Raw genomic sequence first — 24,057 nt, 5'->3', positions numbered from 1 at the left:
GCCTTCGCTTTTTTTAGTTTTAGCTACAATCTAAGTTTGCTAACTTCATATTTCTAGTATGTAGAGTAAATTTCAGAACTTGAGATAGCGAAACTAAACAATAGCACGAGCAAAATAAGTAATACATACATCGCTGTACCGATGATTCCACAAACAAGTCCAGCAATGGCTAATCCTCTGCCTTGCTCCATGCGAACTCTGATCTCTTTGAAGGCTAAAGATGCAAATATAATCGCGACGATTCCCATTAAAATTCCCACGTAAGGAATCGTGACGGACAGAATCCCCAAAACTAGTGATACAATCGACTTACTATTGGTCTTTGGTACTACATAAGGCGGTGGTGACAATGTGTCGTTATAATAACGATCTACATCATTTTCGTGATGTTCCAAGGTAAATCCTCCCTGTTCTTTAAGTATGTTCATTATAATCGATTATTAGGAAAAACAATATCCATATTGTGTTAATTATAAATTACCATATAAATCCATAATCTTATAAATTGTACTTCAAGGATATGAATTTAAGAACCGTTTATCCTTGTGATGATATAAATCAAGAATACTTCTAACATATAGATATTATTATAGTCGTAATACTTTTCTGAATATCTTTGGGGGATCACTACGATGAGAATCGATAAAGTCATGAATATACTTATGATTTTGATGCTTGTGATCATCGCTGTTTATCGAAATAATGTAGCTGTACTATGTTTTAGTATTATTTTGTTTGGAATCATGAGTTATACGACATTTAGAATTCGAACCCATTGGAATGTAGCAACTTATATCTTGTTGACCCTTGTACTGATTATCTGGAACATATACCTGTGGACATAAGCTATTAGTTTCAAAAAAAAGAACGCACTCCCTTATTACTCATAGGATTGCGTTCTTTTGATATTTCTTAGACTTGGAATGTCTTCTATCCTTCCACTTTCACCCGCTGCAAAAACGTCCGGGTACGTGCGAGCTTCGGATTGCCGAAGATCTGTTCTGGTGGACCTGCCTCTGCAATCTCCCCGTTATCCATGAAAAATACACGATCCGCAACGTCACGGGCGAAGCCCATCTCATGCGTGACAATCATCATGGTCATATTTTCCTGTGCAAGTTGTTTGATGACACGCAGCACTTCCCCGGTCAGCTCCGGATCAAGTGCCGACGTCGGCTCATCGAACAGGAGGATATCCGGTTGCATCATCAGTGCGCGGGCAATAGCTACACGCTGTTTCTGTCCACCGGACAGATTACCAGGGTAAACATCGGCCTTGTCCGAAAGCCCTACTTTGCCGAGTAATTCCAGACTGCGGTACCGAATGACACTTGAACTTTCTTTTTTCAAAGTTTTCGGTGCAAGTTCCAAATTATCTTGTACAGTCAGGTGCGGGAACAAGTTGAAATGCTGGAATACCATACCCATGCGATCCGTCATCTTGCGAATATCTGCGGCACCCGCGTAACGGCCATTATCAACCAACGTCTGATCCTGAATGCGAATCGTTCCGCCCGAAATATCCTCCAGATGAATCAGGCTGCGCAGCATCGTACTTTTTCCCGAACCCGAAGGCCCGATCACGGCAATCACTTCGCCTGGTTCCACTTTGAAAGATACCTGCTTCAGCACATCAAGTGTACCGAATGATTTTCTCAACTGATTTACTTCTAATATATGTGTCATATGCAGACAGTCCTTTGATTGATCAGATTTAATTTATTCAAATGAAAACCGCTTCTCAAGTGCCTTGAACAGCACCGTGAGTACGAGTGTCATGAGCAGATACATAACCGCCGCCACGAAGAAAGGGATCAGCTGTAAGTCGCGATTTACCGCCGCTTGGGCGTAATACAACAGCTCAGGCACAGCCACGGCATAGAGCAGTGCCGTATCCTTGATGAGCGTAATGGACTCATTGGCCGTTGCGGGCAATACTACACGAATCATCTGAGGAATAATGACTTTGGTCATCGTCTGCCACTTTGTTAACCCCAGTACCTTCGCTGCCTCATGTTGACCTTTATCAATGGAAAGCAGTCCGCCCCTGAAGATTTCAGCGAAGTACGCCGCATAGTTCAAGATGAACGCAATCCCCGCTGCAACAAAACGATCAAACACCAGATACTCTCCAATCACCGGAAGCAACGGTAAACCGAAGCAGAAGAATAGAATTTGGAGCAGTAGCGGTGTTCCTCGCATCACGTATACATACGTATGGGCAATCCACGCCAGCAGTTTGATCTGGCTTCTCATCGCAAGCGTGACCGCAAATCCAAGCGGTACAGATAACACGATCGCTAGCAAGAACATGAAAATGGTGGTCTGCGCACCCTCTAGCATAGGTTTTAAAATGGTCGATAAATAATCCCAACTCATTGTTTTGTCTCCTCTAATCTGTTAACCCCGCATTCCTCTGGGGCATAAATCGCTCCAGCATGGAATACGGGGTCCGTTTTGTTTCTAACTATATATCAGGTGTATAACCTGCCTATTTCATAACCTTATCTTCACCCAACCATTGGGTGGAGATTTTAGCAGCTGTTCCGTCTGCATTCAGCTCATCCAACGCTTTTTGCAGCTGATTCAGAAGCTCTTCATTGCCTTTTTTAATACCAATGCCATATTGTTCCGGTGCAAGAGATTCATCCATCAGTTTGAATGTTCCCTCTTCTTTGGACATGTAGTATCTCGCTACCACTTCATCAATGATGACCGCATCCAGACGTTTTGTCTTCAGATCCGTCAGTGCAAGCACGTTATCCTTAAATTCGGAAGCTTTCACTTTATCCTTCAGTGGACTTGCTGCTAGTGCATCTGCCGCGGAGGATAGTGCCTGCAATCCCACATTTTTACCATCGAGTTCATCCAGCTTTGTGATTGGCGAGTCTGCCAAGGTAATAGCTACCTGACTGTTTTCCAGATACGGCTTCGTAAAGAGCACTTTCTCTTTACGCTCATCCGTAATGGTGTACCCGTTCCAGATCATATCGATCCGGCCACTGTTCAGCTCTGATTCTTTGGAAGACCAGTCGATTGGCTGGAATGTGATTTCTTTACCCATTTTCTCCGCTGCAGCTCTTGCGTAATCAATATCAAAACCAACAATTTCATTTTGCTCGTCTCGGAAGCCCATTGGAGCAAACTTGTCATCAATTCCTACAACAATCGTGTTATCGTCTTTGCTTGCGGAACTGGAACAACCAGCCACAATCAATACACATATACTAATGAATAATAGTAGAATCGCTTTTTTTCTCATCTCTCGAACCCCTCCATGTCTATAACCAAAACCAAAACGCTTTAGTTCGTTACCACGTTATCAGAGATTTATAATAACATAGCATGGGAGAAGAGTCGAGTCTCTTGCTTATTTCCTTCTATTTCATGTAGCTTAATTGTCAACAATCTGTGAAAAAACCTCTTACCTCGTTTGATTCAGTGTCCAAATTAAGGAAAGGAATCGATACGGTCTATGTAAAAAAGACCAACTCTCCGTCTGGAGAATCTGGCCTTTCTTAAAAACTATTGCTGCACTTTCTCGCGATCTTTTCCTTTATCGGATTCGCCCGCATTTTTGTTCGCAGCATCGCGATCCTGTTTCATTTCTTCCACCGTTTTCACCTTGAGTCTTGCCGCTCCTTCATATTCCATTGTTGGAATAAGGTCACCTGCAGCAAGTCTTGTTTCTGCAGCTGCAATCGCATCTCCGTACTGCGGCAACCACTCGGCCTGTGCAACGAGCATCTCGTCGACCATCTGCCAGATTTCTTTTGGATTACATACGGCACCCACGAGCGGGTCCATCATGAACGCCTGACGAAGTAATTTGTCATCTCCGTTCACCGCGGCTTCAACCGCGAGCCGTTGCACGGAAATACTCACATTACATACCGCCGCCGGGCCAAGGGGCAGATCCCCTACATGCGGCATAGAGATCCCGTTGCGATCCACATATCCCGGTGCCTCAATAATCGCATCATCCGGCAGGTTGGAGATGACTCCATTATTAACGGTATTGAAATGTCCACGATAGACACGTCCCGTCTCCAGCCCTTCAATAATGTATGAACCGTGCTCCTCGCCCCGTTTTTCCGGAATGAATTGCATCGGTTCATCCTTCATCCAGTTAGGAAAATCAGTCTCAAACCAGTTGCGCCCCTCGGTACATACGCGCAGATACCCACCTGTCTCTCCATTGATCCAGTTGCCCAGGTCGATCCATTCGTTGATCTCTTCCGGATGTTTGCGGTACCACGGCACATATTCACTCAGATGACCATTTGATTCCGTACTGTAGTACCCGAAGCGCCGCAGCATATCAATCCGTACTTTCTCGGTGCGGCTGTACTCCGGATGTTTCTCGAAAGCTTCGAGCAGATCTCCTGTAAGGTCCTTACCTTCATGTGATGCCTGGATATACCAGGTCTGATGGTTGATGCCGGCACAGACAATATCCACTTCACTCTTTTTCAATCCAAAAGCTTCCGCAATCTGATGATGGCCATGCTGTACGCCATGACACAGTCCGATCGTCCGTACACCACCGTACTTGTTGCATGCCCATGTGAGCATCGCCATCGGATTGGAATAGTTCAAGAGCAGCACGTCCGGTGCGCTCTGTTCACGAATATCTTTACAGATGTCCAGCATCTCAGCAATTCCGCGTTGTCCATACATAATCCCGCCTGCACACAGCGTATCGCCGACACATTGGTCTACCCCATATTTCAGTGGAATGTCCACATCGGTTGCAAATGCTTCCAGTCCCCCAACACGAATCGTACACAGTACATACTTTGCATCTTTCAACGCTTCTTTACGATCTGTTGTTGGCTGAATCTGAATATTCAATCCATTCTCACGGATATCCCGCTGACACAGCTCAGTCACCATGTCCAGATTGTGCTGGCTAATATCGCAGAACGCAATCTCGATGTTGTTAAACTCGGGTACCGTGAGCAAATCCCTTAACAATCCCCGTGTAAATCCGATACTTCCTGCCCCGATAAACGCCACTTTAAAAGACATCCCTATGTCCTCCCTTAATCCGAATCTTTCGCTTCGGTTAATGACTCTCTTCATGAAATCATTGTACCAACCGCATATAGGGAAGCGTTATCAAAATCATGACCTGTTCAAGATCTTGTTGTCAAAAATCCTAACTTTTACGCGCTAGCTCCAATAATCCAGTTGTATTCGAAATAACTGCAATCGGCTCATTCATCGGACGGGTACTGACTGACATGTCGTTCCATAGAGGAGCGAAATTCAACCGGCGTACGACCTGTATATTTTTTGAACAACATATGAAAATACTGACGACTGCCTACTCCAACATAGTCAGAGATTTCCGAAATCGGGATATTCGTCTGCTGAAGCAGCATCTTGGCCTTTTCCATGCGAAGCATCGTCAGGTAGTCGGTAGGTGTGCGCTGCGTGTGCTGACGAAAAATACGATGTAAATAGCTAGGATGCAGATTGACTGCTGCCGCGATATCCTTCATCTGAATGTTGCGATCCATATTGTGATGCATGAATTCAATGGTTCGTTTGACATACAGCTCCGCCTGATCTGGCGCACTCCGGCTCATTTCTCCGCGCAGACGTGCAACACGGACCAGCAACTGAATAAACAGTGTACGCACCAGCATACCCTGTTCCGGGGACGAGAGATTCCGGGCTTCGCGGTGATGCAACCTTTCCTCAGGTGGAATAATCCTCATTGACGTGGGCGCTCTTCCTTGCTCCAGTAGACCACGCTGATCGAGTTCCAGCACCAGACTTTTCATAATATGATACACTTCTTCCGGGTCAGGCAGTACCAGATATGGAGAAGCATTAGTGAGTAGAGTGTGGACTTCTTCCTCTTCCAGCGCAAGCTGGCGGATGGATAGCTGTCCGGGAGACGAGGTGGAGAAACCAAACTCCACATTGAGCATCCGGCAAGGGACACCATCTTCCACCAGCAAACGGTGCGGGACACCTGCGTCGAGCATAATGAACTGCCCTTTTTTCAAAACGGCCTGCTCTGAACTCCCATCCGGCATCTGCACATCCACCCGGCACATTCCCGAAATAATATACATGATCTCTGTGGAATCATGATGGTGATAGGACATACGATAGTTGTACCACTGCTTGTAATAGTACGCGTAGAAACGCGGCCCGCAATCCTCTGTTCGCAATGCCTCCTGATACAGGCTTCCTGTCCAGCGCTTTGTGATGCTCATGTCCATACCCCCATTTCTACACGATCAATCCTCACTTTTCTCCATTGTAGCAATTCTGTAGGTTGAATATAAACTGTCTTCGTTAAAACCATCATTGCATTACTTAATTAGATAAATATATAATTAGTATACTATCTAATCCTTTGTGTAAACTGTCTATACTTAAGGAGGTTTCCACTCATGAGTACCACCTTTCATCTAGTGAGACATGGTTTCAAAGAACGACGAATCGGGGATGTCTCCCTCACTGCCGAAGGGGCTTTACAAGCCGAAGCCACAGCACTTCATTTTGCCAGAGCTATCTTTCCCGTTACTAAAATCCTTACCAGCCCACTTCAACGGGCCCGAGAAACTGCAAGTATGATTGCCCGCCACACCCGTTTTCATATAACCGAAGATCCTCGCCTGCGCGAACGTGCCAATTGGGGCGATTACCCGGATCAGACATTCGAAGAATTCATTGCGATGTGGGATCGATGTACGTCTGAGCCAGATTACATTCCACCCGTGGGAGACTCGGCCAAACAGGCTGGTGAACGTCTGGCCTCCCTCCTAACCGAATTAGCTAATGAAGAGCCAGAGAACAGTAACATTATTGTGGTTACACATGGTGGACTTATTACTGATTTTCTGGTGCAAACCTTTACCGAGCGTGAGCTTAACGTCTGGCATTCCGATTTTATAGCTATGCAGAACCAATTGATCCCCGAGTGCTCCATCACCACATTGATCCATGATCAAGGAAACTGCACAATTAAAGCGTTCGCTTCTACCGAGCATCTAGACTCCAACGATGTAAAAAAATGACGTAACATGGATGGCTGAGCAAACGCCAAGCTTTATCCGCAGATCCTTATGTGAAAAAAGCTCTGAAACCCCATGTGCGAGACACATGGGAATTCCAGAGCTTCCAAGCTTCGATGCCAACGCTTAAAACTAACGACGCTGCGTTACGTTATATCCTGATCATGAACACATGTTATGTTGCTATTGTTAGCTATTATTACTCCGGCCTGCTTACTTTCCGCCCTTACCTGGTGTGTAGAACTTAGGTAGCGTTACTTTCGACCAGTCCATATCCGATGCCATGTAGAAGGACGGATAGGACGGCTGATTGTATCCACTGTTCTGTCCGGCAATGCCCACACGATACATCGCATCATGCATCAGCGTGTACAGCTTGCGGTCTGTCTTCTCGGTACTCAGATAGATACGAATCGCTGAACTGTCGGTGGTTCTCACCAGCATCTCTTCCCGCCAATCCCCGAAGATATCAGCTACAAGAGAAGGTGTACCTTTGGTGTGATTGTTGGTCAATGTGCCTGTTGCCGTCAGCAACGTGCCACGATTCCAGTCTTTGATGGTTGGTGTAACATCAATCGCACCATCAACGATCTGTGTCGTCATATCACCAGCCCAGCGGATATTCATATTTGTGCCCGGCGCCTGATCACTGATTTTCTCACCCTTAGCTGTCCACAAACCTACAGCCCATGTCTCCAGCCCACGGCGAGTCGGATCAACATCACCCACCATGCCGCGACCGGTATCTTTCCCCGTGTACCCACCATAGATTACTTCTCCGGTCTTCGCATCACGCAGGGAGTAGCCGTATGGCGCCCAAGGGCCACCCTCGTGAACCATGAAAATCTCAAGTCCCGGACGATCCGGGTCAATATCTGCTACATGAAGTGCGTCCCCATGACCCAGACGGGCAATCGTTCCCGGTGCAGCACTCTCGGCTGGCATCAGGTCTGTGGAGCTGTACAGCACGCTGCCGTCATGATCAATTGTAGCGGAGCCATAGATAATCTCCTGTTTGCCGTCGCCATCCACATCCGCCACACTGAAATAGTGCGCTCCCTGAGTTGTAATGGAGCCGTACTGCGGATCTGTACCATCTACGCCGTGCGGTCCGTCATTGAATGGGTTCTTCATCGGCGTCCAACCGCTGTCCACTTTCCATTCCTTTTTCAGTTTCTTGCCGTCCCAATTGTAGGCAACCATCGTCGAACGTGTGTAGTATCCGCGTGCAAAGATTGCAGACGGCTTCTTGCCGTCCAGATAAGCCACTCCGGCTAGGAAACGGTCCACTCGATTGCCCGGTTCGATCCGTGCCATGGCATAATCGCCCCACATCAGGCCATCATCATGACGCTCGGGTTCATATGGGATGGTCTCCAGCTCTTTGCCCGATTTACCTTCAAATACCGTAACGTACTCGGGTCCATCCACGATAAAACCTTCAAACTTGCGCAGCTCATTGCGGTTACTGCGTTCTACCGCGTACACATCAATGAAGTAGTCGGCCAGACTTTCGGCATCCTGCTGAGATAATGGGTAATTATATTTTTTCTCGATTCCAAAAGCTTCTTCTAATGTCGCAGGCCAGTTCCCCTTCACAACCTCGTCGTGCTTATGCCAGTTTCTGAACATATCCACCATATGATCGTAGTACCCATCAGCACTCAAGCGATAATCATCTTCGTTTGAGTACCCTGCCTTGCGATCCTGCTTCGGAAGTGTGATGTACTTCTCGGATGTCACTTTTCCTTTTTTGTTATATTTGATAATCTTCGTGCCCGGAGCGGTCTTGAACATCATCTCGGCCTTGCCATCTCCGTCAAAATCGTAAACTAGCATCTGTGTATAATGAGCACCTGCACGGATATTGACCCCAAGATCGATCCGGTACAACAACTGACCGTCCAAGGTGTAAGCATCAATGTAGGTTTTACCTGTGTATCCTTTTTGCGATACGTCCTTGGCGTTGGAAGGGTCCCATTTGACGAAAAACTCATATTGACCATCCCCATCCACATCACCCACACTCATGTCATTGGCGGAATACGTATAAGCTTCTCCCGCAGGCGTCACACCATCGGCGGGTTTTTGCAGTGGAATGTCCACATACCCGTTCGCCCAAGGTTTGACGGATGCACTGCGTTTGCTCTCCTTCCCCTTCTTGTTCACCGCTGCCACTTCATAACGGGAAGAAGATTTGCCCGCGGCATCTACATAGTTGGTGCTGTCGGTGACGGTAGCGATCTTTTTGCCATCACGATAGACGTTAAAGTCCGTACCTGTCAGCCCTTTGTCGCTATACCCTGTGGCCTCGTCACCAAGCAATCTCCAACTGAGAAAAACACCTTCAGATGTCGATGCAGCCACCAAACCCCGATCCAGATATTCCAGTTGAATCTCTTTCACGTGACTGTCCCCCTTATGTGATTGCAGGCCAGCCTCCGTCGCCCCATTACCGTTCGAAGCTTCTGCTCCGGTAATCCCAGCGGTTCCTCCAATGAGCAAAGCTACGCTGAGTGCCGAAGAGAGCACCTTGGCTGCAAGTGGCATACGAGCCTTCCTGCGACCGGATTGCCGACCTGACACCGATCCCTTATGTACCGGCGCTGTTGTTTCTGAGTTCATCCACCTTCACGCTCCTTGAGACAGAATGGGTAACGCTTGTACACATCGATGATGATTAGACGTTCGATAATCCACACAGACCTTCTTCGAAAGAAGGTTTCAACCCGAAATGATTACGCTTACAAAATTAAAAAAGAGAAATCAGCTTGCCCGACTACCAGAGTGCGGTCCCCCTTCCATTCTCTTTCCAATCCGAGCGAGGTGATCCCGCCCATCGGGTTCTATTATAGACATCCTGTCTGCCAGACCCTAGGCAAATATCCGTCCAAAACGATTAATAATCAGTGTTTTTAGGAGTCATTTGGAATATCAACCCGATGACGCTTCAGTCGTAAGGATGATTTAAGCTCACCGCCAAGTTTTTCTAACGAATCTCAAACACCCTATTGGGGCGTTAAACTCCAACAACGAATCCTAACGAATCTCAGCAACCTTATTTGGACCAAATCGGGTCTAAACGGGGCAAAACCCACCCAAATTACTGAATAGCGTGTCTACAATTCGTTAGAATTTTCAACTGCATCAATTCAACTAAATAGCGTGCCCTCTGTTCGTTAGAACAGAAATAGGGCTTCCTCTTGATCATTTTCATGACCTGAGGACAGCCCTGCTTAATATATCCGCTCTCACATCCTAATTACGGATCTTCAAGCGATTCTAAATACATTTTCATGTGAGAACTTCAATCTAGAATGACAATTGTAATGCATAACAAAAAACCGCAATCCTCTAACACACAGAGGATCGCGGTTAAGACAGTTACAAATAAAGTTTAAGGCTCCATACCCCATACCAGGTTTCCACCTTGGTGGAGTGTTACCTTGTTCCAATCCTGGTAGGATGTTTTCGTTGGATCGAAAGAGTAGTCATTAGTCTCGTCAAAGTTAGACCAGTCTGTTTTGTACATGCGAAGCTGGATGTCTCCAGTCTGTCCACCAGCCTGAATGCTGCCAGCGCCAGATGTGAAGCTCAGCTCAACGTACGAGTCTGTGAAGGTCCGCTGGATATTGGCTCCGCCAACTTGAGCGTAATCGATGGCAGAATCCATCGCAGCCGAGCCTTCTTTGGAGAAGTAATACCGGATCTTCAGATCACTCAGATTCACAGCAGTACTACCCAGATTTTTGATGTTGAAATACGGTTTGATCTGGCTATCTTGAGCATTGGTATCTCCAGCACGATATTGCACGACAAGATCACTCGTTGGTACAACGACACTTTGAGGTGTCGCGGAAGCTACAGCGGAATTGGCACTTTGCCCTGCTGCATTCACTGCACTTACCACATAATGATACGTTGTGCCGTTCGTCAGGGCAGTGTTGGTGTAGGACGTACCACTCACATTCGCCGCGATCGTTGTGAACGGACCTGTTGCACTCAGTGCGCGTTTCACATCATAACTTGTTGCAGCTGTAGAAGCTGTCCACGTCAGGCTCACCTGCGCATTGCCTGCAGTTGCTGTGAGAGCAGTCGGTGCAGCTGGCGCCGTTACACCTGCAACAGGTGTAGCTGTTGCTGTTGCAGAGTTAACACTTTCACCTACTGCATTTGTTGCCGTTACCACATAATAATAGGTTGTACCATTGATCAGACCGGTGTTGCTGTAAGATGTTCCACTTACATTAGCTGCAACTGTTGTGAATGGACCTGATGCACTCAGTGCCCGCTTCACACTATAACTTGTAGCCCCTGTAGAAGCTGTCCACGTCAAGGAGACCTGAGCGTTACCGGCAGAAGCTGTCAATGCTGCTGGTGCTGCCGGAGCTGTTGTTCCGCCCGGAGGATTACCTCCACCGTTACTTGCAGGAAGTACAGGGAATGCGTTTTTCACCAGTGCCACGAATTGATCATGGAACCAGTGACCCGATACCGGAGCATTAGGCAATGCACCTGTTAATACACCATCCCGAGTTGTGAAGGTTGGATCACACATCCGGTCAAAACCTTTGCCTTCGTTATTCGGAATTTCGGAGCTGGAGCCATCGGATTCACCCGGAGGTTTCACCCATACATAAGCATCCAGATGCGCTGGTCCTGGTGCAGCCTTAGGTGCTTCACCAATACCTGCACCACTGGCATTACACCAGTTCCCCCGATGCTCCCGGCGATCTACACGTCCAGAATTCACATAATCGTTGATGTTGCTGCCCGTAGCAGATGCTGGACGGTCTACCCCGCCCCACCCATTCCGGCTAGTATCAATCAGGAAACCTGTGCTGCTTGGCCAGCCAGCTTGTACGAAATCGGCATACAGCGCAGCAGTGAAATCGGTTTCGTCAAAATAAGGATTCCACTCATAAAACTTGGCAGATTTAATCGGTTGTCCACCGATATTGAGATCAGGGTTAGACAGGTTTGGCTCCCCCAGCGGTGTGGTGTTCGCTGTGTTTGTAATGAAGCCATCTGCACTGCTCAGACCTGCGGCTGTTCCTTGCACAACACTTGTATACAGCGCGACTGCTGCAGAACGGTTGTTATCCCATCCAAGCCAGCCGGAGTGGCCGATATCCAGATAGTTGTACACATTTGGAATGGCGTGCAGCTTGTCCAATGCATACTTCACACCCGCCTCATAGATACCTGTTGAGCTGGCTTGACCACAAGCTGGTGTACTCAGGTTGGTCACAAGGTTAGGCAGACTGTCCGGTTCAATGACAGCAATAATACGAATATCCTGATACTTCGGATCTGCGAAGATATCTGCGAGCACATCAATATAATCCGTTTTATAGATCTGCAGTGCCGCCTGTGTTAGTGGAAGCTCACCATTCGATGCAAGTGCATGACAATCCCGTCCGGGCAGATTGTAAATAACAAATGAAGCCGTTATTGGTGTACCCGGTTTCTTTTGAGCGAGAACGGCATCAAGATGTTGCTCTACACTTTTGCGACCAGCGTTGTCCGTACCGCCATAGATTGCAGCAATCCGGTCAACCCATACTGCGGTTGGATACGATTTGATGGTCTCCATCTTGGCCTTCAACGACGCATCGTTGGTCAGTGCAATGGATGTATCCACGAGAGCTGAATAGTCCTGATTCAGATAGGCCGTTGCCCCTACAAATGGATTATCCACATGTGCTTCAGCCGCCTGAGCCAAGCCGGGAGACAGTCCAGGGAAAATCCCCGCCGCGAGCAGCGTTGCTGCCAACATTTGCTTTACACCTTTGCGCAGGATCTTCTTACCTCTTGATTTGGTTTTCAATTTAGTCTTCATAGTTCCACCTTTCCTTTAGTTAGATTGGGTTGTACTCATGTCTGATCCTCTGTGTCATTATGATGCTTAGCACGAAGAGAACGTTCGGATGAGTTGGTTGTATCACCTCCAAAAGAAATGGTTGTATAACTGGAATCTTGAGCAAACAAATGGTGTGTGAGGGCGAATCATGTGAATGAGTATAATATGGTGGGTGTGGTTGAAAGTGTGTTAGACATGAAGAAGTGTGAACAATGACTTATGGGATGTCTGAATCCTAAATTGGGTAAGCGCTTTCTTCAAACGGTTAAAAAAAGGTCTTCGCCTATCCATCTACAAACATGATGTTCGGTGTCACCTCCTTATGTTCTGATTATACGACATGTAAATTTTACTGTAAATTGAATTATATAAATTTAATTATATTTTTTTCCATAATTCAGGCAGGAATCTGGACATCCCTTGCTCCAAAAGACACACGAGGTCCATCGTGGCAATCTGCCACAATGAACCTCGTGTTTTTCAATGCCGAATTAACCCGCTCGTCTAGCTAGTCACTACATATAATGTCTTGTTCTTATATTCCTACATCTAAGGCAAAACGACAATGTCTCCCGGTTTCAAGCCACTAACCACTTCCGTCTTGTCCCCCGATTCCATTCCAGCCTGGATCGTCAGCGGCTCGGTCTGTCCATTGCCTTTGTCTAACAGTACGTAAGGCTCGGTCTGATCCCGCATGATCGCGAGGCTTGACACTACCGTCACTTTATCCTTCCGCATTGTCTCGATATCGCCTTCCAGACTCACGCCTCCATACATCCTGGCGTCCGGCTTCAGATCAATGACCACGTCAAACTGTGAAGCTTGCTTGAGGTCCGTATCGGTACTCTTGCGGGCGAATTTGGACACCTTACTCACCTTCCCGGTGAATTGCAGGTCTTTCTGCGCTGTCATTCGCACCTTAACTGGCATGCCCACCTTGAGCCTGAACATTTCTTCCTCACCAACAATCGTCATAAATTTCAGTTTGCTGATGTTTGTAATCGACCCGATCAGCTGTCCTTCCGTCACCGCACGTGTCTTGCTATCCTCTTCATTCATCTGAAATATACCGGATGCGGAAGCATACACAACAGACTTACTTATTACTGCCTGCTTTTTCTGTATCTCCTTCTCCTTGAGGGCCAACGCTTTTTGATTCAATTCATTCGTCAGGCGTTTACCTTCCCGATCTGCAAATGCCTTCTTGCGCTCCTCTTCCGTCACGCCAAGGGTCTCACTCATATTCGCCTGATCCAGGGTAACCTGATTCATCTTGTTTTCCAGCTGAGCTTTCTCCAGATCACTCTGCAACTGTTCTACTTCCGTTTGTAACGTGGAAGTATCGAGGGTAAACAGGATATCGCCTTTGCTCACCTGCTCACCACTTTTCACGTGCCACTGCTTGATGTTGGAAGCATACGGAGCGAAGATATCCGTCTGATCGGTGTATACGGATTTCCCTTTCACCTGTATCGTTTGCGTCATCGTTTCCTGTGTCACATCAAAGGTAATCGGGGGTGGAATCTCTATAGGCGCCTCCGGTTTTGGCTTGTACTTTTCATACAGCCAGTACCCTGCACCTGCCAAAAGTACAACGGTGATGATAATTTTAATCCATTTCTTCATGTGCCCAATTTCCCTTTCGCTGATAAAATTACATTGATTTGATCACAGTTAATGCATTGGTCCGAGATGCGCTGATTGCCGGATATATACCTGATACAATGCCAACCAGAATAGCAAAAACGATGCCAAGTGGCAGAGCCGACTGCTGAATAACGACGGTCATCGGACCATTCATCTGATCTGCCATCTGACTCGCCAGCAGACTGTTCACCCCGCCGAGGGCAGCAAAGGCGATCCCCACACCAGCCACGCCGCCCATTAATCCAAGCATCGCTGCTTCCGTAATAAACATCTGACGGATCTGCCACAGATTTGCGCCCAGCACCTTCATCACACCAATCTGTTTACGACGCTGATGCGTAGACATAATCATCGCTACAATAATGGATAATGAGGCCAGCAGCATGATAAAACCACCGATCCCCAATGCCGCTTTTTGGTACATCGCCAATTGACCTGCCATCGCTTCCTCTTGGAACAGATTACTCTGTGTGTTTAACGTCAGCTTTTTAATCTGTTCTTCCACCTGGGATACATAACGTTTGTCCTCAACCTTGACCAGAGCTGAGTTAAGATGCTTGGCCGCACTGCTGTCGGCCTGCTGTAATCCAAGCTCATCCTGCAATGCACGAGCTGTATCGAGCGGCAGATATACTTTTTTATCGTTTTGAGCGCTCATCTCATCCATGTTGGAAGGCTTCATCAGTTCTCCAGACACGCGTATAGAACCACTCATTTTGGTTTTGCTCGCATTCGCATAATCTTCATATCGAAACTGAATACGCTGCTGAACCAGCTGATCCTGCTTGGCGGACATTTCCGTAAACTGTTCCAAAAGCTCGTTGTTATATGGATCAGCATTCAACTGCTCAAATAACTTCTGAGTTACTTTGGGGTCCACGAGTCCAAATGCAGCCCCATAACTGGTTACCGCCATACGACCATCCTCTGCCCCACGTCCCTCAGCATAGTTGTATCCAAACCCGCCCAGGGTCTCCAGCTGGGTACCAATGACCTCAACATACGTGCTGCGACCATCCGGAAGCACCATTTCCAGCGAATCCAGCTTTAACATGGGAGCCACGGCAACAACATGAGGAAGTCTTTGGATAATCTGAATCTTTTCCAACGTCAATGCTCCCCGTTCAAACTTCGATGTCTGACCATTCCCCTTGCCGTTCCCAGTACGTATGCCTTCATTGGGCGTAATCGTAATTTCATCCATCTTGTAATTGTCGTTCAATGTTTTCTCGCTATAGGTCTGTACGGACTGCCCCACGCTAAGTGCAATGATCATGGCGGCAGAGCCGATGGACAACCCCATCATGCACAGCAGTGTGACCATTTTTCTGCGAATGATCTGTCCCCAGGCCATACGTGCTACATCCCGTATTCTCACATTTCCTCTCCTTTTGCCTCAAACTTCCCTTACAGCCTCTTCAACCAATATTCCATGTTGCAGTGTAAGCACAACTTGCATCTGCTCCGCGACCTCTGCTTCATGTGTCACAATGACAAAGGTTGTATTCATATCCCGGTTAAGCTGCTGCAAAATCGCAATAATCTCTTCCTCCGTCTCGGTATCCAAATTTCCCGTTGGCTCATCTGCAAAGATCACCGAGGGTTCGGTAATGAGCGAACGTGCAATACTGACACGTTGTTGTTGACCGCCTGACAACTGGGACGGGAACAATTTTGCTTTTTCACCCAGTCCAACCTGTTCCAGCAGCTTCAATGCTTTTGCTTTGCGTTTCGAAGGGCTTATCCCCATAAATACCAAGGGTAACTCTACATTTTCCCGGATCGTAAGATTGGACAGCAGTTCATAGGATTGAAAAATAAACCCGATATGACTGCGCCTGAACTCAGCCAGGCGATTTTCACTGAAACGTACAATATCTTGTCCCGCAATTAGAATCTTGCCCTGATCCGGTTTCATCAGCCCCGCCATCAGATTCAGCAGTGTGGATTTACCCGAACCAGAACTGCCCAGCAGGGCTACCATCTTGCCTTCTCCAATCGTCAGGTTGATATCCTGAAGCACCGGCACGGTTCCCTGGCCATTGCGGAACGAGTGAGATAATTGTTCAACTTGAAGCATTACTACATGTCTTCCTTTCTACTTGCTAAATATGTACAGAGGTTGTTCAAAAAAGCCCGCTTTTGATTACGAAGGATGTCTAATGACATCATCAACATCGAATATAGAATTCAGCCGAAATGTCCGTTGCTCACGTAGTTTTCCCTACGCTCTGCTACTCCATTTCTAGCTTCATCCCATCTTCTCGGTACTGAAAACCAGTTTTTTTGAACTTGTATGTATAGATTCGTGTAGCACATTCCCTTATCATTATAGGGTGGAGATGTATCCGGGCTGGCCCGAGTTGTATCCAACTTGTAACATGTCATAACAAAAAAAGACCTTGTCCACAGAGCAGCTATCGCTCCATCAGACCAAGGTCTTATATTCGTATACCTTCCGCAGCTTACCAGGCTCTGAAACTAAAGCGGTACATTTCACTTTTATCCACTGAGCTGCTTACAGCAAATAATTCATCGTCATTCCATTTCAGACTGATGAAGTTATCAATATTGCGATAGATCACCGTATCCGACGAAATTTTGCTGTCATTCAGGTAGGCAACATGCAACTCATTCTTCTGATTCTGACTGTCCATCGGGAAAAAGTAAGCTATTCGGGATTCATCTGCATCCAGATCGAAGCTCCAGATCGAACCTTGTAATAACAGATCATACTGCTCCTCTGCTGCGTGATACCGATACAGCCCCTGTACCTTATTCATCGTTCCCTGGATGAGCATGTCACCATTTTTCAGCAACTTGTACTGTTGGATGTCTTCCATTGCAGCATACGCCTTCACTTCATGCTCATCCTCAAGCGATACACGATAGATAGCATACTTGTCTTTCAGCATCACCAGTATATAAAACTGTTGGTGATCCTCACTGACCTGCAACACATCCATAACGATAAACGTATCACTCGAACCTTTCCCTTGTTTTGGTCCTGTGAACATGCTCATCAGCTCTTCATACGTGTAGATGACATGACTCGTCCCCTGGCTCAGATCAACTTGTTTGAATAACAGATCATCCTGACCGATGTAGGATTCGTTCCCTACAAACACTCGATAATACGAGTTGTCGTACGGAAGCTTGCGACGTTCCCCGCTCTGTATTATATACTCATACGTTGTCTTCTGCGTCTGACCTGCCCGATACTGGGAGTAAATGATTTTCTTGTGATCCGGGCTGATCGTTACACCGTAATCCGTATTAGCCGCAATGTTCTTCACTTCCTTATCATCCAGATGCAGGAGAGACAACTTGAGCCCTGAATAGGAAAATTCCGGCTGATTAAATATAATCGTATTCCGGTCTAACACTTCAAAATCAAAGATCGCAAAGTCATTTGGAATCTTGGTAGCCGACTCGATCTGAATCGTACTGCTCGGTGGTGGTGCCAGACGGCTGTTGAACTGCTCACTTGGCAAAATCACCGTTCTTGGTTTGAGATTTCCGAGACTGAACAGGCTCCCAATCCCAAAAATCCCGCTGACAAATGCGATCAACAACCCTGACAGCATCAATCTGTCACGGTTTTTACGCCAAAATCCAGGATGTCTCATGCGTTCATTTCCCCCGGAAGACTGATATTCACTTGTGTCCCTTCCCGCATGATGCTCTTCATCTCCACTGTTCCTCCATGACGCTCAACGATGTTCTTCACAATAGATAAACCCAGCCCGGCACTGCCTTTCTCGGCCCTGTTGATTCCTTTATCCTGGTAAAAGGGTTCAAATACATGTTGGAGCGCTTCAGCACCGATTCCTTCCCCCTGATCACGGATCACAATAGCGATAGAATCACCTAACCGGAAGGATTGTACTTCGATAATGGAGTTCACATCACTGTACTTGACCGAATTATCCAGGATGTTGAGGAAGACCTCTTTCAACTTATCCCGATCTCCCTGTAAATACTGATGTTCCTCTAGCTCATAGTGAATGCCTATATTGTACTTGCTCGCCTTAATCGACATGTCCTCACAAGCTTCACGAATAATATCTGATATATCGATACGTTCGAACCGGTATGCCTGAATGACCGCAGAGGAGACCGAGACCTCCAGAATATCCGCAACCATCGTGTTGAGACGCTGGCTTTCCTTGATGATATAATTCATGCCCTTGTCAAAAAAGTCCTGGTCGGTAAATCCGTTATCCCGTAAAATCTGGGCGTATCCCAGAATCGTCGTTAAGGGTGTCTTCAATTCATGTGTCACATTGTCAAAAAAGACTTTGCTTCTCGCCTGTACTTGCTTCACTTCGTCCCGCTCTCGCTCAATCACATCAATCTGCTCCCGAACCCGATCAATCATGACGGTGAAGCTTGAAGCCAATTCACCGATCTCATCCTTGGTTGTAATCTGAATGTCCGCATTCAGACTTCCCTGGGCCACTTCCGCAGAACGTTTCGTGAGTACACGGATGGGTTGTGTAATTTTCCGGGAAATAAAGATGGATGCGATAAATACAAATACGAAAATAACTGCTGCAAAAAACTTGATTGTATTTTGAAAACGAAGGTTGCGTTTGAACAATTCCGTGTAATCCTTCTTCATCTGTACGATTCCAATCAATTGTTGATCCATCTGGAGAGGGAAGGACAGACTGGCTGTGACCCGACCCTTATCCACAACTGTGGTGTAAGCAATCCGGGAATGTACGGCTTCCTCCACATCAGGATGGTCAGACCGCTTAGCAACGTTAACCTCGCTGCCAACAGATTCGTATGGCGAAGCATCGGGGCGATATACTATAATCTCCCCACCAACGGCTGATCCAATCTGCTCCGCGAGCTCGCGACTCCCTGCTTCGAGCGAGTCTCTGCTCATGCGTTTGTTATGTATCAGAAAGTACTGATTCAGCGCGATGTCCAGATTTCTTTTGGATTGCACCATATCCTCATGCACTTCCCGATACATATTCTCCTGGGCTACCTTATTGAACAGAATCAACAGGACGGAGAATCCGATAAATACAATGACCGAGAATAGCACCACCATTTTGAACTGGATCGTCCACTTCATGTCTGTACCTGAATATTCAGCTTGTACCCCACACCGAATACCGTTTCAATCATCGAAATGCCTTGCACACCACTATCCAGTTTCTTGCGAATCCGTTGTACATGAATGTCCACCGTTCGGGTATCCCCTGCAAAATCAAATCCCCATACCTTGTCCAGTAGTTCAGAACGTGTATGCACCTTACGATGATGGGTCACGAGAAATAACAACAGATCATATTCTTTATTCGTGAGTCCTGCCCGTTCCCCGTCTTTCCACACTTCCCGTTCATCCTTGCGGATCTCAATATGCTTGCCTAGCCTTACCACCTCATAGGACTGATTCTCCAGTGTCTCGCTGATCAGATCAATCCGGCGAAAAATCGCCCGAATGCGCGCAACCACCTCACGGATATCAAAAGGCTTCGTGATATAGTCATCCGCCCCAAGCTCCATGCCAAGTACCTTGTCCAGCATGTCCGACTTCGCAGTGATCATGATGACAGGTATCTTGGAGTTCACAGATAGTTGCCTGCACACATCAAAACCGCTCATATCTGGCAGCATCAGATCCAGCAGGATCAGATCCGGCTTCGAATCCCGAAGCAGATCCAGACCCTCTTTTCCCGTAGCTGCTTCCTTGATCTCAAATCCTTCCTTACGTAACGAATAGGACAAAATATCGCGAATGGACTCCTCGTCCTCAATAATTAAAATCTCTTTTTGTCTCATGATACTTTCGTAATCTCCCTGCTCTATGAATTTCCTTCATCTGCCTTTATTTTGTATCCCAAGCCGTATGCTTGAATAGAGGGAAGCACGAAATGTTACAACTCCGATACAACTCTGAACCTTTTGGAAACAACATCCCGATATACTTGGATCATAAAGAGACTCATACCAGACCGGACCCAAGCCTGATCTGTATCCAAGGGGGATTCACATCATATGAACAGCACACAAATTAATGATGCTTATATCAACTATAAATCAGAAATCACAAGGTATCTATCCCATATCGTCAAACAACCGCAAGATGCAGAAGATTTGGCACAGGATTGTTTCATTCGACTAATGAACGTTACCGTGGATATCCCTGAAGATCGCATTCTCTATTATCTCAAACGCATTGCCCGTAACCTGGCGATGGACAGCTTCCGCAGGCGAACCCGTACACTCAGACGAGACAGTCGTCTGGAGATACCTACCCATCACGTCGATACATCCCACCTTGAAATTAGCGAAGGTGTTCATGATCTTGTTTCCCATATTAACAACACCGAACATCGTAAAATATTAGAACTTCGCCTCATCCATGGATACTCCATTAAGGAAACGGCAGAGCTGGTGAATCGCAGTGAAGGCATGATTAAATCCTCTGTCTTCCATGCCGTCAATCGAATTCGGGCCAAAGTCATCTCATAAGAGATGGCTTTTTATTTGCGTAAAATCAATATGCACGCAGAATTGGATGGATTATGACGGGACCGAAATACCTATGGATATGTCAAAAGACCCAATTTTACAAATATCGAGTTAATTTTTACAAATTGTTATGACTATGTGAGATTTTCATGTGGTAGAATATGGACGAACTCATGAATCAACTAATATTTGGGAGGGATTTGGTTGGGTAAATTAACAGGTATGCGAGGAGTATTTTTAAAATCACTCCTGGCATTGTCCATGGCTTTGCCGCTTCAGGTCGGATTATGGAACGGAGATGCATCGGTTCATGCGGAAGGACCGACAGACCCGGCACCGTTCATCCAGGCAAAGGTTGTGAACCAAAATGCAGGTAAAAAAGTATTGTTCGACAACTCTCACGGCCAAACGGCTGGAGCTGCAGACTGGGTCATTGATGGAGGTTTCTCCGACTTCGGGAATGCACTCGCGAATGATGGTTACTATGTCAAAGAACTTCGCAAGACAACTCCATTTACCTATGATGATCTGAAAGAGTATAACGTATTCGTTATTGCAGAGCCTCAAATTCCTTTCAAAACATCCGAACAAGCAGCACTGAAACAATATGTTGAAACGGGCGGCAGCATCTTCTTTGTTGGAGATCACTATAATGCAGACCGTAATAAAAACCGCTGGGATGGCTCTGAAGTCATCAACGGCTATCGTCGGGGAGCATTCGAAGATCCGGCCAAAGGTATGAGCACCGATGAGCGTAATTCTGAAGCGATGCAAAATGTAACCGGCTCGGACTGGTTGTCCGATAACTTTGGCGTACGATTCCGCTATAACGCACTTGGCGATATCAACGCCAATATCGTTGTACCGGCAGATCAAGCCTTCGGCATCACAGAAGGCGTATCGGCTGTAGCCATGCACGCCGGTTCAACACTTGCAATCACCGATCCGGAAAAGGCAAAAGGTATTGTGTACCTGCCAAAAACCAACGCAAAATGGAATAACGCGGTAGACCAAGGTGTTTACAACGGCGGCGGGATTGAAGAAGGTCCTTACGTGGCTGTATCCAAGCTGGGCGCAGGTAAAGCTGCCTTCATCGGTGACTCCTCTCCAGTAGAAGATGCATCACCAAAATACTTGCGTGAAGAGACAGGCACACGCAAAACAACTTATGACGGTTTTAAAGAAGCCGATGATGCCGTGTTGCTCGTGAACACCGTAAACTGGCTCGCTACACAAGAGAACTACACAAGCTTAACTGAAGTGAACGGACTTGAACTGGACACAGCTACAGCGCTGTTGCCATTCGAAGAGCCGGCTGCTTCCACAGAACCACAGGCTGAACCTTGGTCCGCACCTGCTGCCGGATATAAGTGGTACGATCGTTCCACGTTCAAGGCTGGTTCTTACGGTGGACCTGCATCCAGCGCGAACGCTGCATACAGCTTCGTTAAACAGGATACCCTTCCGAATGCAGAAGACTTCCAGATTCGTGTAGTTGTGGAGAATATGGCTCCAAACACAACCGTATCCGGTTATAGTGCCGGTATCTATCTGACTGGCGGAACACAGGTCGCCATGATCCAGAATGAAAGTGGTACTTGGCCAACTTCGTACGGCTATAGTTCCACATTCAGTGTAACCTCGGACAGCCAAGGTCGCGGGATCAAAGATCTGAACGTCCGGATCAAACCAGGTACAACTGGCGCTGCCAGCTTGCGTCTGCGTCTGAATGGCAGCAACCTGATCACCAATGCCGTGACTGTTGGCAATGTGCCAGCAGAACAGCTTCCGGAAGAAGAAGGACCGATTCCAGCAGCTATCACAGTTGCTGAAGCACGCACCAAAGCTGCTGGCACTACCGTAACCATCGAAGGTGTTGTGACGACAGAGCCGGGTGCATTTGGTGGACAAGCCTTCTATCTTCAAGATGAAACTGCTGGAATCTACGTATTCCAGCACACTAGCGGCTTCCATGCTGGTGACAAGGTGAAAGTAACAGCAGCAACAACCATCTATAACAGCGAGTTCGAGCTTACCGATATCGTTGCGATTGAGAAAACAGGTACGGCTTCTGTACCTGCTCCAATCGAGGTTACTGCAATTACAGATGCGAACCAGGGTCAACTGGTTCAATTGAAAAATGTAACGATTGAGAATATCATCAGTGCTACACCAGTTGGATCTTTTGAATTCGACGCGGTAGCAGCAGATGGAACGAGCACACACATCCGTGTAGACACCCGTACAGGTGTGACGGAGACTTCCTTCCCTTATGCTGCTGGTGACAAAATCGATATCACAGGCGTTTCCGCTATTTTCAAAGATGTATATCAATTGAAACCTAGAAGTTTGAATGATTTTGTACCTGCTGAAGAGCAAGGTGGCGGCGAAGTGCCTTCCACTCCAGCTGCAGGAGCACCGGGTAAACCGGTGCTTTCTTCTGATAATGGATATACTACTGGCCTGTTCGAAGGTACGTATAACGTAAGCATGAACCTCTGGTGGGGCGAAAATGGTTCTGAGTACAAACTGTATGAGAACGGCGTTCTGATTGATACACAGAAGTTGACTGCAGCTTCACCATCGGCTCAGTCCTCCAAAACAGCTATTACAGGTAAAGCCAACGGTACGTATACCTATGTAGCTGAGCTGACCAATGACAAAGGCACAACACGCAGTGACGTGCTGACGGTACAAGTAACCAATGCTGCTCCAGGCAAAGCTACGTTGTCCCAAAACAACTGGGATGGTGACGGCAACTACAACGTATCCATGAACCTCTGGTGGGGTAAAAATGCAACCGAATACCGTCTCTATGAGAATGATGTATTGATTGATACACAAGCGTTGAACGCGGCAACACCAGCTTCCCAAAGTGCTACAACTGAATTGTCGGGTCGCGCTAACGGAACGTATACGTACCGTGCTGAGCTGATCAACGCTGCAGGCGTAACCAGCACCGAGACAATTACGGTTCAAGTTACCAATGCATTGCCTTTGGCTAGTTAAGAGTTT

17 protein-coding genes are annotated in these 24,057 nt (G+C 46.9%); 3 read left to right on the top strand and 14 right to left on the bottom strand.

What is annotated here, in order from left to right:
• Positions 1-53: 53 nt before the first annotated feature.
• The 6 genes from MKY01_RS05620 to MKY01_RS05595 form a co-directional block, all read right to left on the bottom strand.
• Positions 54-395 carry a DUF4190 domain-containing protein gene (locus tag MKY01_RS05620; RefSeq protein WP_339285792.1) on the bottom strand — a complete coding sequence of 114 codons (342 nt, stop codon included), beginning with the start codon at positions 393-395 and terminating at the stop codon, positions 54-56.
• Between the two features lie 535 nt (positions 396-930).
• Entirely contained in the window at positions 931-1,686 is a 756-nt protein-coding gene (locus tag MKY01_RS05615) for an amino acid ABC transporter ATP-binding protein (protein WP_339285790.1), read from the bottom strand.
• A gap of 33 nt (positions 1,687-1,719) precedes the next feature.
• Positions 1,720-2,379, bottom strand: coding sequence for an amino acid ABC transporter permease (locus MKY01_RS05610; protein ID WP_149846333.1), 660 nt, complete (start codon positions 2,377-2,379; stop codon positions 1,720-1,722).
• Positions 2,380-2,491: 112 nt separating this feature from the next.
• A complete protein-coding gene (locus tag MKY01_RS05605) occupies positions 2,492-3,262 on the bottom strand; it encodes an amino acid ABC transporter substrate-binding protein (RefSeq protein WP_339285789.1) in 771 nt (256 codons plus the stop codon).
• Positions 3,263-3,525: 263 nt separating this feature from the next.
• Positions 3,526-5,031, bottom strand: coding sequence for an alpha-glucosidase/alpha-galactosidase (locus MKY01_RS05600; RefSeq protein ID WP_339285788.1), 1,506 nt, complete (start codon positions 5,029-5,031; stop codon positions 3,526-3,528).
• A gap of 188 nt (positions 5,032-5,219) precedes the next feature.
• Positions 5,220-6,233, bottom strand: coding sequence for an AraC family transcriptional regulator (locus tag MKY01_RS05595; protein ID WP_339197457.1), 1,014 nt, complete (start codon positions 6,231-6,233; stop codon positions 5,220-5,222).
• 180 nt (positions 6,234-6,413) lie between these two features.
• Here MKY01_RS05595 and MKY01_RS05590 point away from each other — a divergent pair, with 180 nt between their 5' ends.
• Positions 6,414-7,040: a histidine phosphatase family protein gene (locus MKY01_RS05590; RefSeq protein ID WP_339197455.1), complete on the top strand. Its 627-nt coding sequence runs from the start codon at positions 6,414-6,416 to the stop codon at positions 7,038-7,040.
• Positions 7,041-7,250: 210 nt separating this feature from the next.
• Here the strand turns inward: MKY01_RS05590 and MKY01_RS05585 are convergent, their stop codons facing one another.
• The 8 genes from MKY01_RS05585 to MKY01_RS05550 form a co-directional block, all read right to left on the bottom strand.
• A complete protein-coding gene (locus MKY01_RS05585; protein ID WP_339199914.1) occupies positions 7,251-9,587 on the bottom strand; it encodes a rhamnogalacturonan lyase in 2,337 nt (778 codons plus the stop codon).
• An 847-nt stretch (positions 9,588-10,434) separates the two neighbouring features.
• Entirely contained in the window at positions 10,435-12,879 is a 2,445-nt protein-coding gene (locus MKY01_RS05580) for a glycoside hydrolase family 6 protein (RefSeq protein WP_179088686.1), read from the bottom strand.
• A gap of 570 nt (positions 12,880-13,449) precedes the next feature.
• The gene (locus tag MKY01_RS05575; protein WP_076319403.1) at positions 13,450-14,526 is read right to left on the bottom strand and encodes an efflux RND transporter periplasmic adaptor subunit; all 1,077 of its coding nucleotides are present in this window, start codon (positions 14,524-14,526) and stop codon (positions 13,450-13,452) included.
• Between the two features lie 28 nt (positions 14,527-14,554).
• Positions 14,555-15,925 (bottom strand): ABC transporter permease, encoded by a 1,371-nt coding sequence (locus MKY01_RS05570; RefSeq protein WP_143781110.1) that lies wholly within the window; start codon positions 15,923-15,925, stop codon positions 14,555-14,557.
• An 18-nt stretch (positions 15,926-15,943) separates the two neighbouring features.
• Complete coding sequence (locus MKY01_RS05565; RefSeq protein ID WP_076319402.1) at positions 15,944-16,627, bottom strand: ABC transporter ATP-binding protein; 684 nt, start codon at positions 16,625-16,627, stop codon at positions 15,944-15,946.
• Between the two features lie 385 nt (positions 16,628-17,012).
• A complete protein-coding gene (locus MKY01_RS05560; protein WP_339285785.1) occupies positions 17,013-18,176 on the bottom strand; it encodes a hypothetical protein in 1,164 nt (387 codons plus the stop codon).
• Entirely contained in the window at positions 18,173-19,639 is a 1,467-nt protein-coding gene (locus MKY01_RS05555; protein WP_339285783.1) for a HAMP domain-containing sensor histidine kinase, read from the bottom strand. Before MKY01_RS05555 ends, MKY01_RS05560 begins: the two co-directional genes overlap by 4 nt.
• Positions 19,636-20,349 carry a response regulator transcription factor gene (locus MKY01_RS05550; protein WP_036606313.1) on the bottom strand — a complete coding sequence of 238 codons (714 nt, stop codon included), beginning with the start codon at positions 20,347-20,349 and terminating at the stop codon, positions 19,636-19,638. Before MKY01_RS05550 ends, MKY01_RS05555 begins: the two co-directional genes overlap by 4 nt.
• 216 nt (positions 20,350-20,565) lie before the next feature.
• Between MKY01_RS05550 and MKY01_RS05545 the strand changes: the two genes are divergently transcribed.
• Complete coding sequence (locus MKY01_RS05545; protein ID WP_339285781.1) at positions 20,566-21,042, top strand: RNA polymerase sigma factor; 477 nt, start codon at positions 20,566-20,568, stop codon at positions 21,040-21,042.
• 261 nt (positions 21,043-21,303) lie between these two features.
• The gene (locus MKY01_RS05540; protein WP_339287092.1) at positions 21,304-24,051 is read left to right on the top strand and encodes a DUF5689 domain-containing protein; all 2,748 of its coding nucleotides are present in this window, start codon (positions 21,304-21,306) and stop codon (positions 24,049-24,051) included.
• Positions 24,052-24,057: the final 6 nt, after the last annotated feature.

The organism is Paenibacillus sp. FSL R5-0486 (assembly GCF_037975155.1).
Taxonomy (GTDB): Bacteria; Bacillota; Bacilli; order Paenibacillales; family Paenibacillaceae; genus Paenibacillus; species Paenibacillus amylolyticus.
Note: the sequence above shows the minus strand (reverse complement) of the source record. Positions and strands in the feature narration are given on the sequence as shown.

What these genes read in the sequence shown, in the direction of transcription:
- MKY01_RS05615 (WP_339285790.1), bottom strand. Translation starts at nt 1,686, where the DNA reads ATGACACATATATTAGAAGTAAATCAGTTGAGAAAATCATTCGGTACA.
- MKY01_RS05610 (WP_149846333.1), bottom strand. Translation starts at nt 2,379, where the DNA reads ATGAGTTGGGATTATTTATCGACCATTTTAAAACCTATGCTAGAGGGT.
- MKY01_RS05605 (WP_339285789.1), bottom strand. Translation starts at nt 3,262, where the DNA reads ATGAGAAAAAAAGCGATTCTACTATTATTCATTAGTATATGTGTATTG.
- MKY01_RS05600 (WP_339285788.1), bottom strand. Translation starts at nt 5,031, where the DNA reads ATGTCTTTTAAAGTGGCGTTTATCGGGGCAGGAAGTATCGGATTTACA.
- MKY01_RS05595 (WP_339197457.1), bottom strand. Translation starts at nt 6,233, where the DNA reads ATGAGCATCACAAAGCGCTGGACAGGAAGCCTGTATCAGGAGGCATTG.
- MKY01_RS05590 (WP_339197455.1), top strand. Translation starts at nt 6,414, where the DNA reads ATGAGTACCACCTTTCATCTAGTGAGACATGGTTTCAAAGAACGACGA.
- MKY01_RS05585 (WP_339199914.1), bottom strand. Translation starts at nt 9,587, where the DNA reads ATGCCACTTGCAGCCAAGGTGCTCTCTTCGGCACTCAGCGTAGCTTTG.
- MKY01_RS05580 (WP_179088686.1), bottom strand. Translation starts at nt 12,879, where the DNA reads ATGAAGACTAAATTGAAAACCAAATCAAGAGGTAAGAAGATCCTGCGC.
- MKY01_RS05575 (WP_076319403.1), bottom strand. Translation starts at nt 14,526, where the DNA reads ATGAAGAAATGGATTAAAATTATCATCACCGTTGTACTTTTGGCAGGT.
- MKY01_RS05565 (WP_076319402.1), bottom strand. Translation starts at nt 16,627, where the DNA reads ATGCTTCAAGTTGAACAATTATCTCACTCGTTCCGCAATGGCCAGGGA.
- MKY01_RS05560 (WP_339285785.1), bottom strand. Translation starts at nt 18,176, where the DNA reads ATGAGACATCCTGGATTTTGGCGTAAAAACCGTGACAGATTGATGCTG.
- MKY01_RS05555 (WP_339285783.1), bottom strand. Translation starts at nt 19,639, where the DNA reads ATGAAGTGGACGATCCAGTTCAAAATGGTGGTGCTATTCTCGGTCATT.
- MKY01_RS05550 (WP_036606313.1), bottom strand. Translation starts at nt 20,349, where the DNA reads ATGAGACAAAAAGAGATTTTAATTATTGAGGACGAGGAGTCCATTCGC.
- MKY01_RS05545 (WP_339285781.1), top strand. Translation starts at nt 20,566, where the DNA reads ATGAACAGCACACAAATTAATGATGCTTATATCAACTATAAATCAGAA.
- MKY01_RS05540 (WP_339287092.1), top strand. Translation starts at nt 21,304, where the DNA reads ATGGCTTTGCCGCTTCAGGTCGGATTATGGAACGGAGATGCATCGGTT.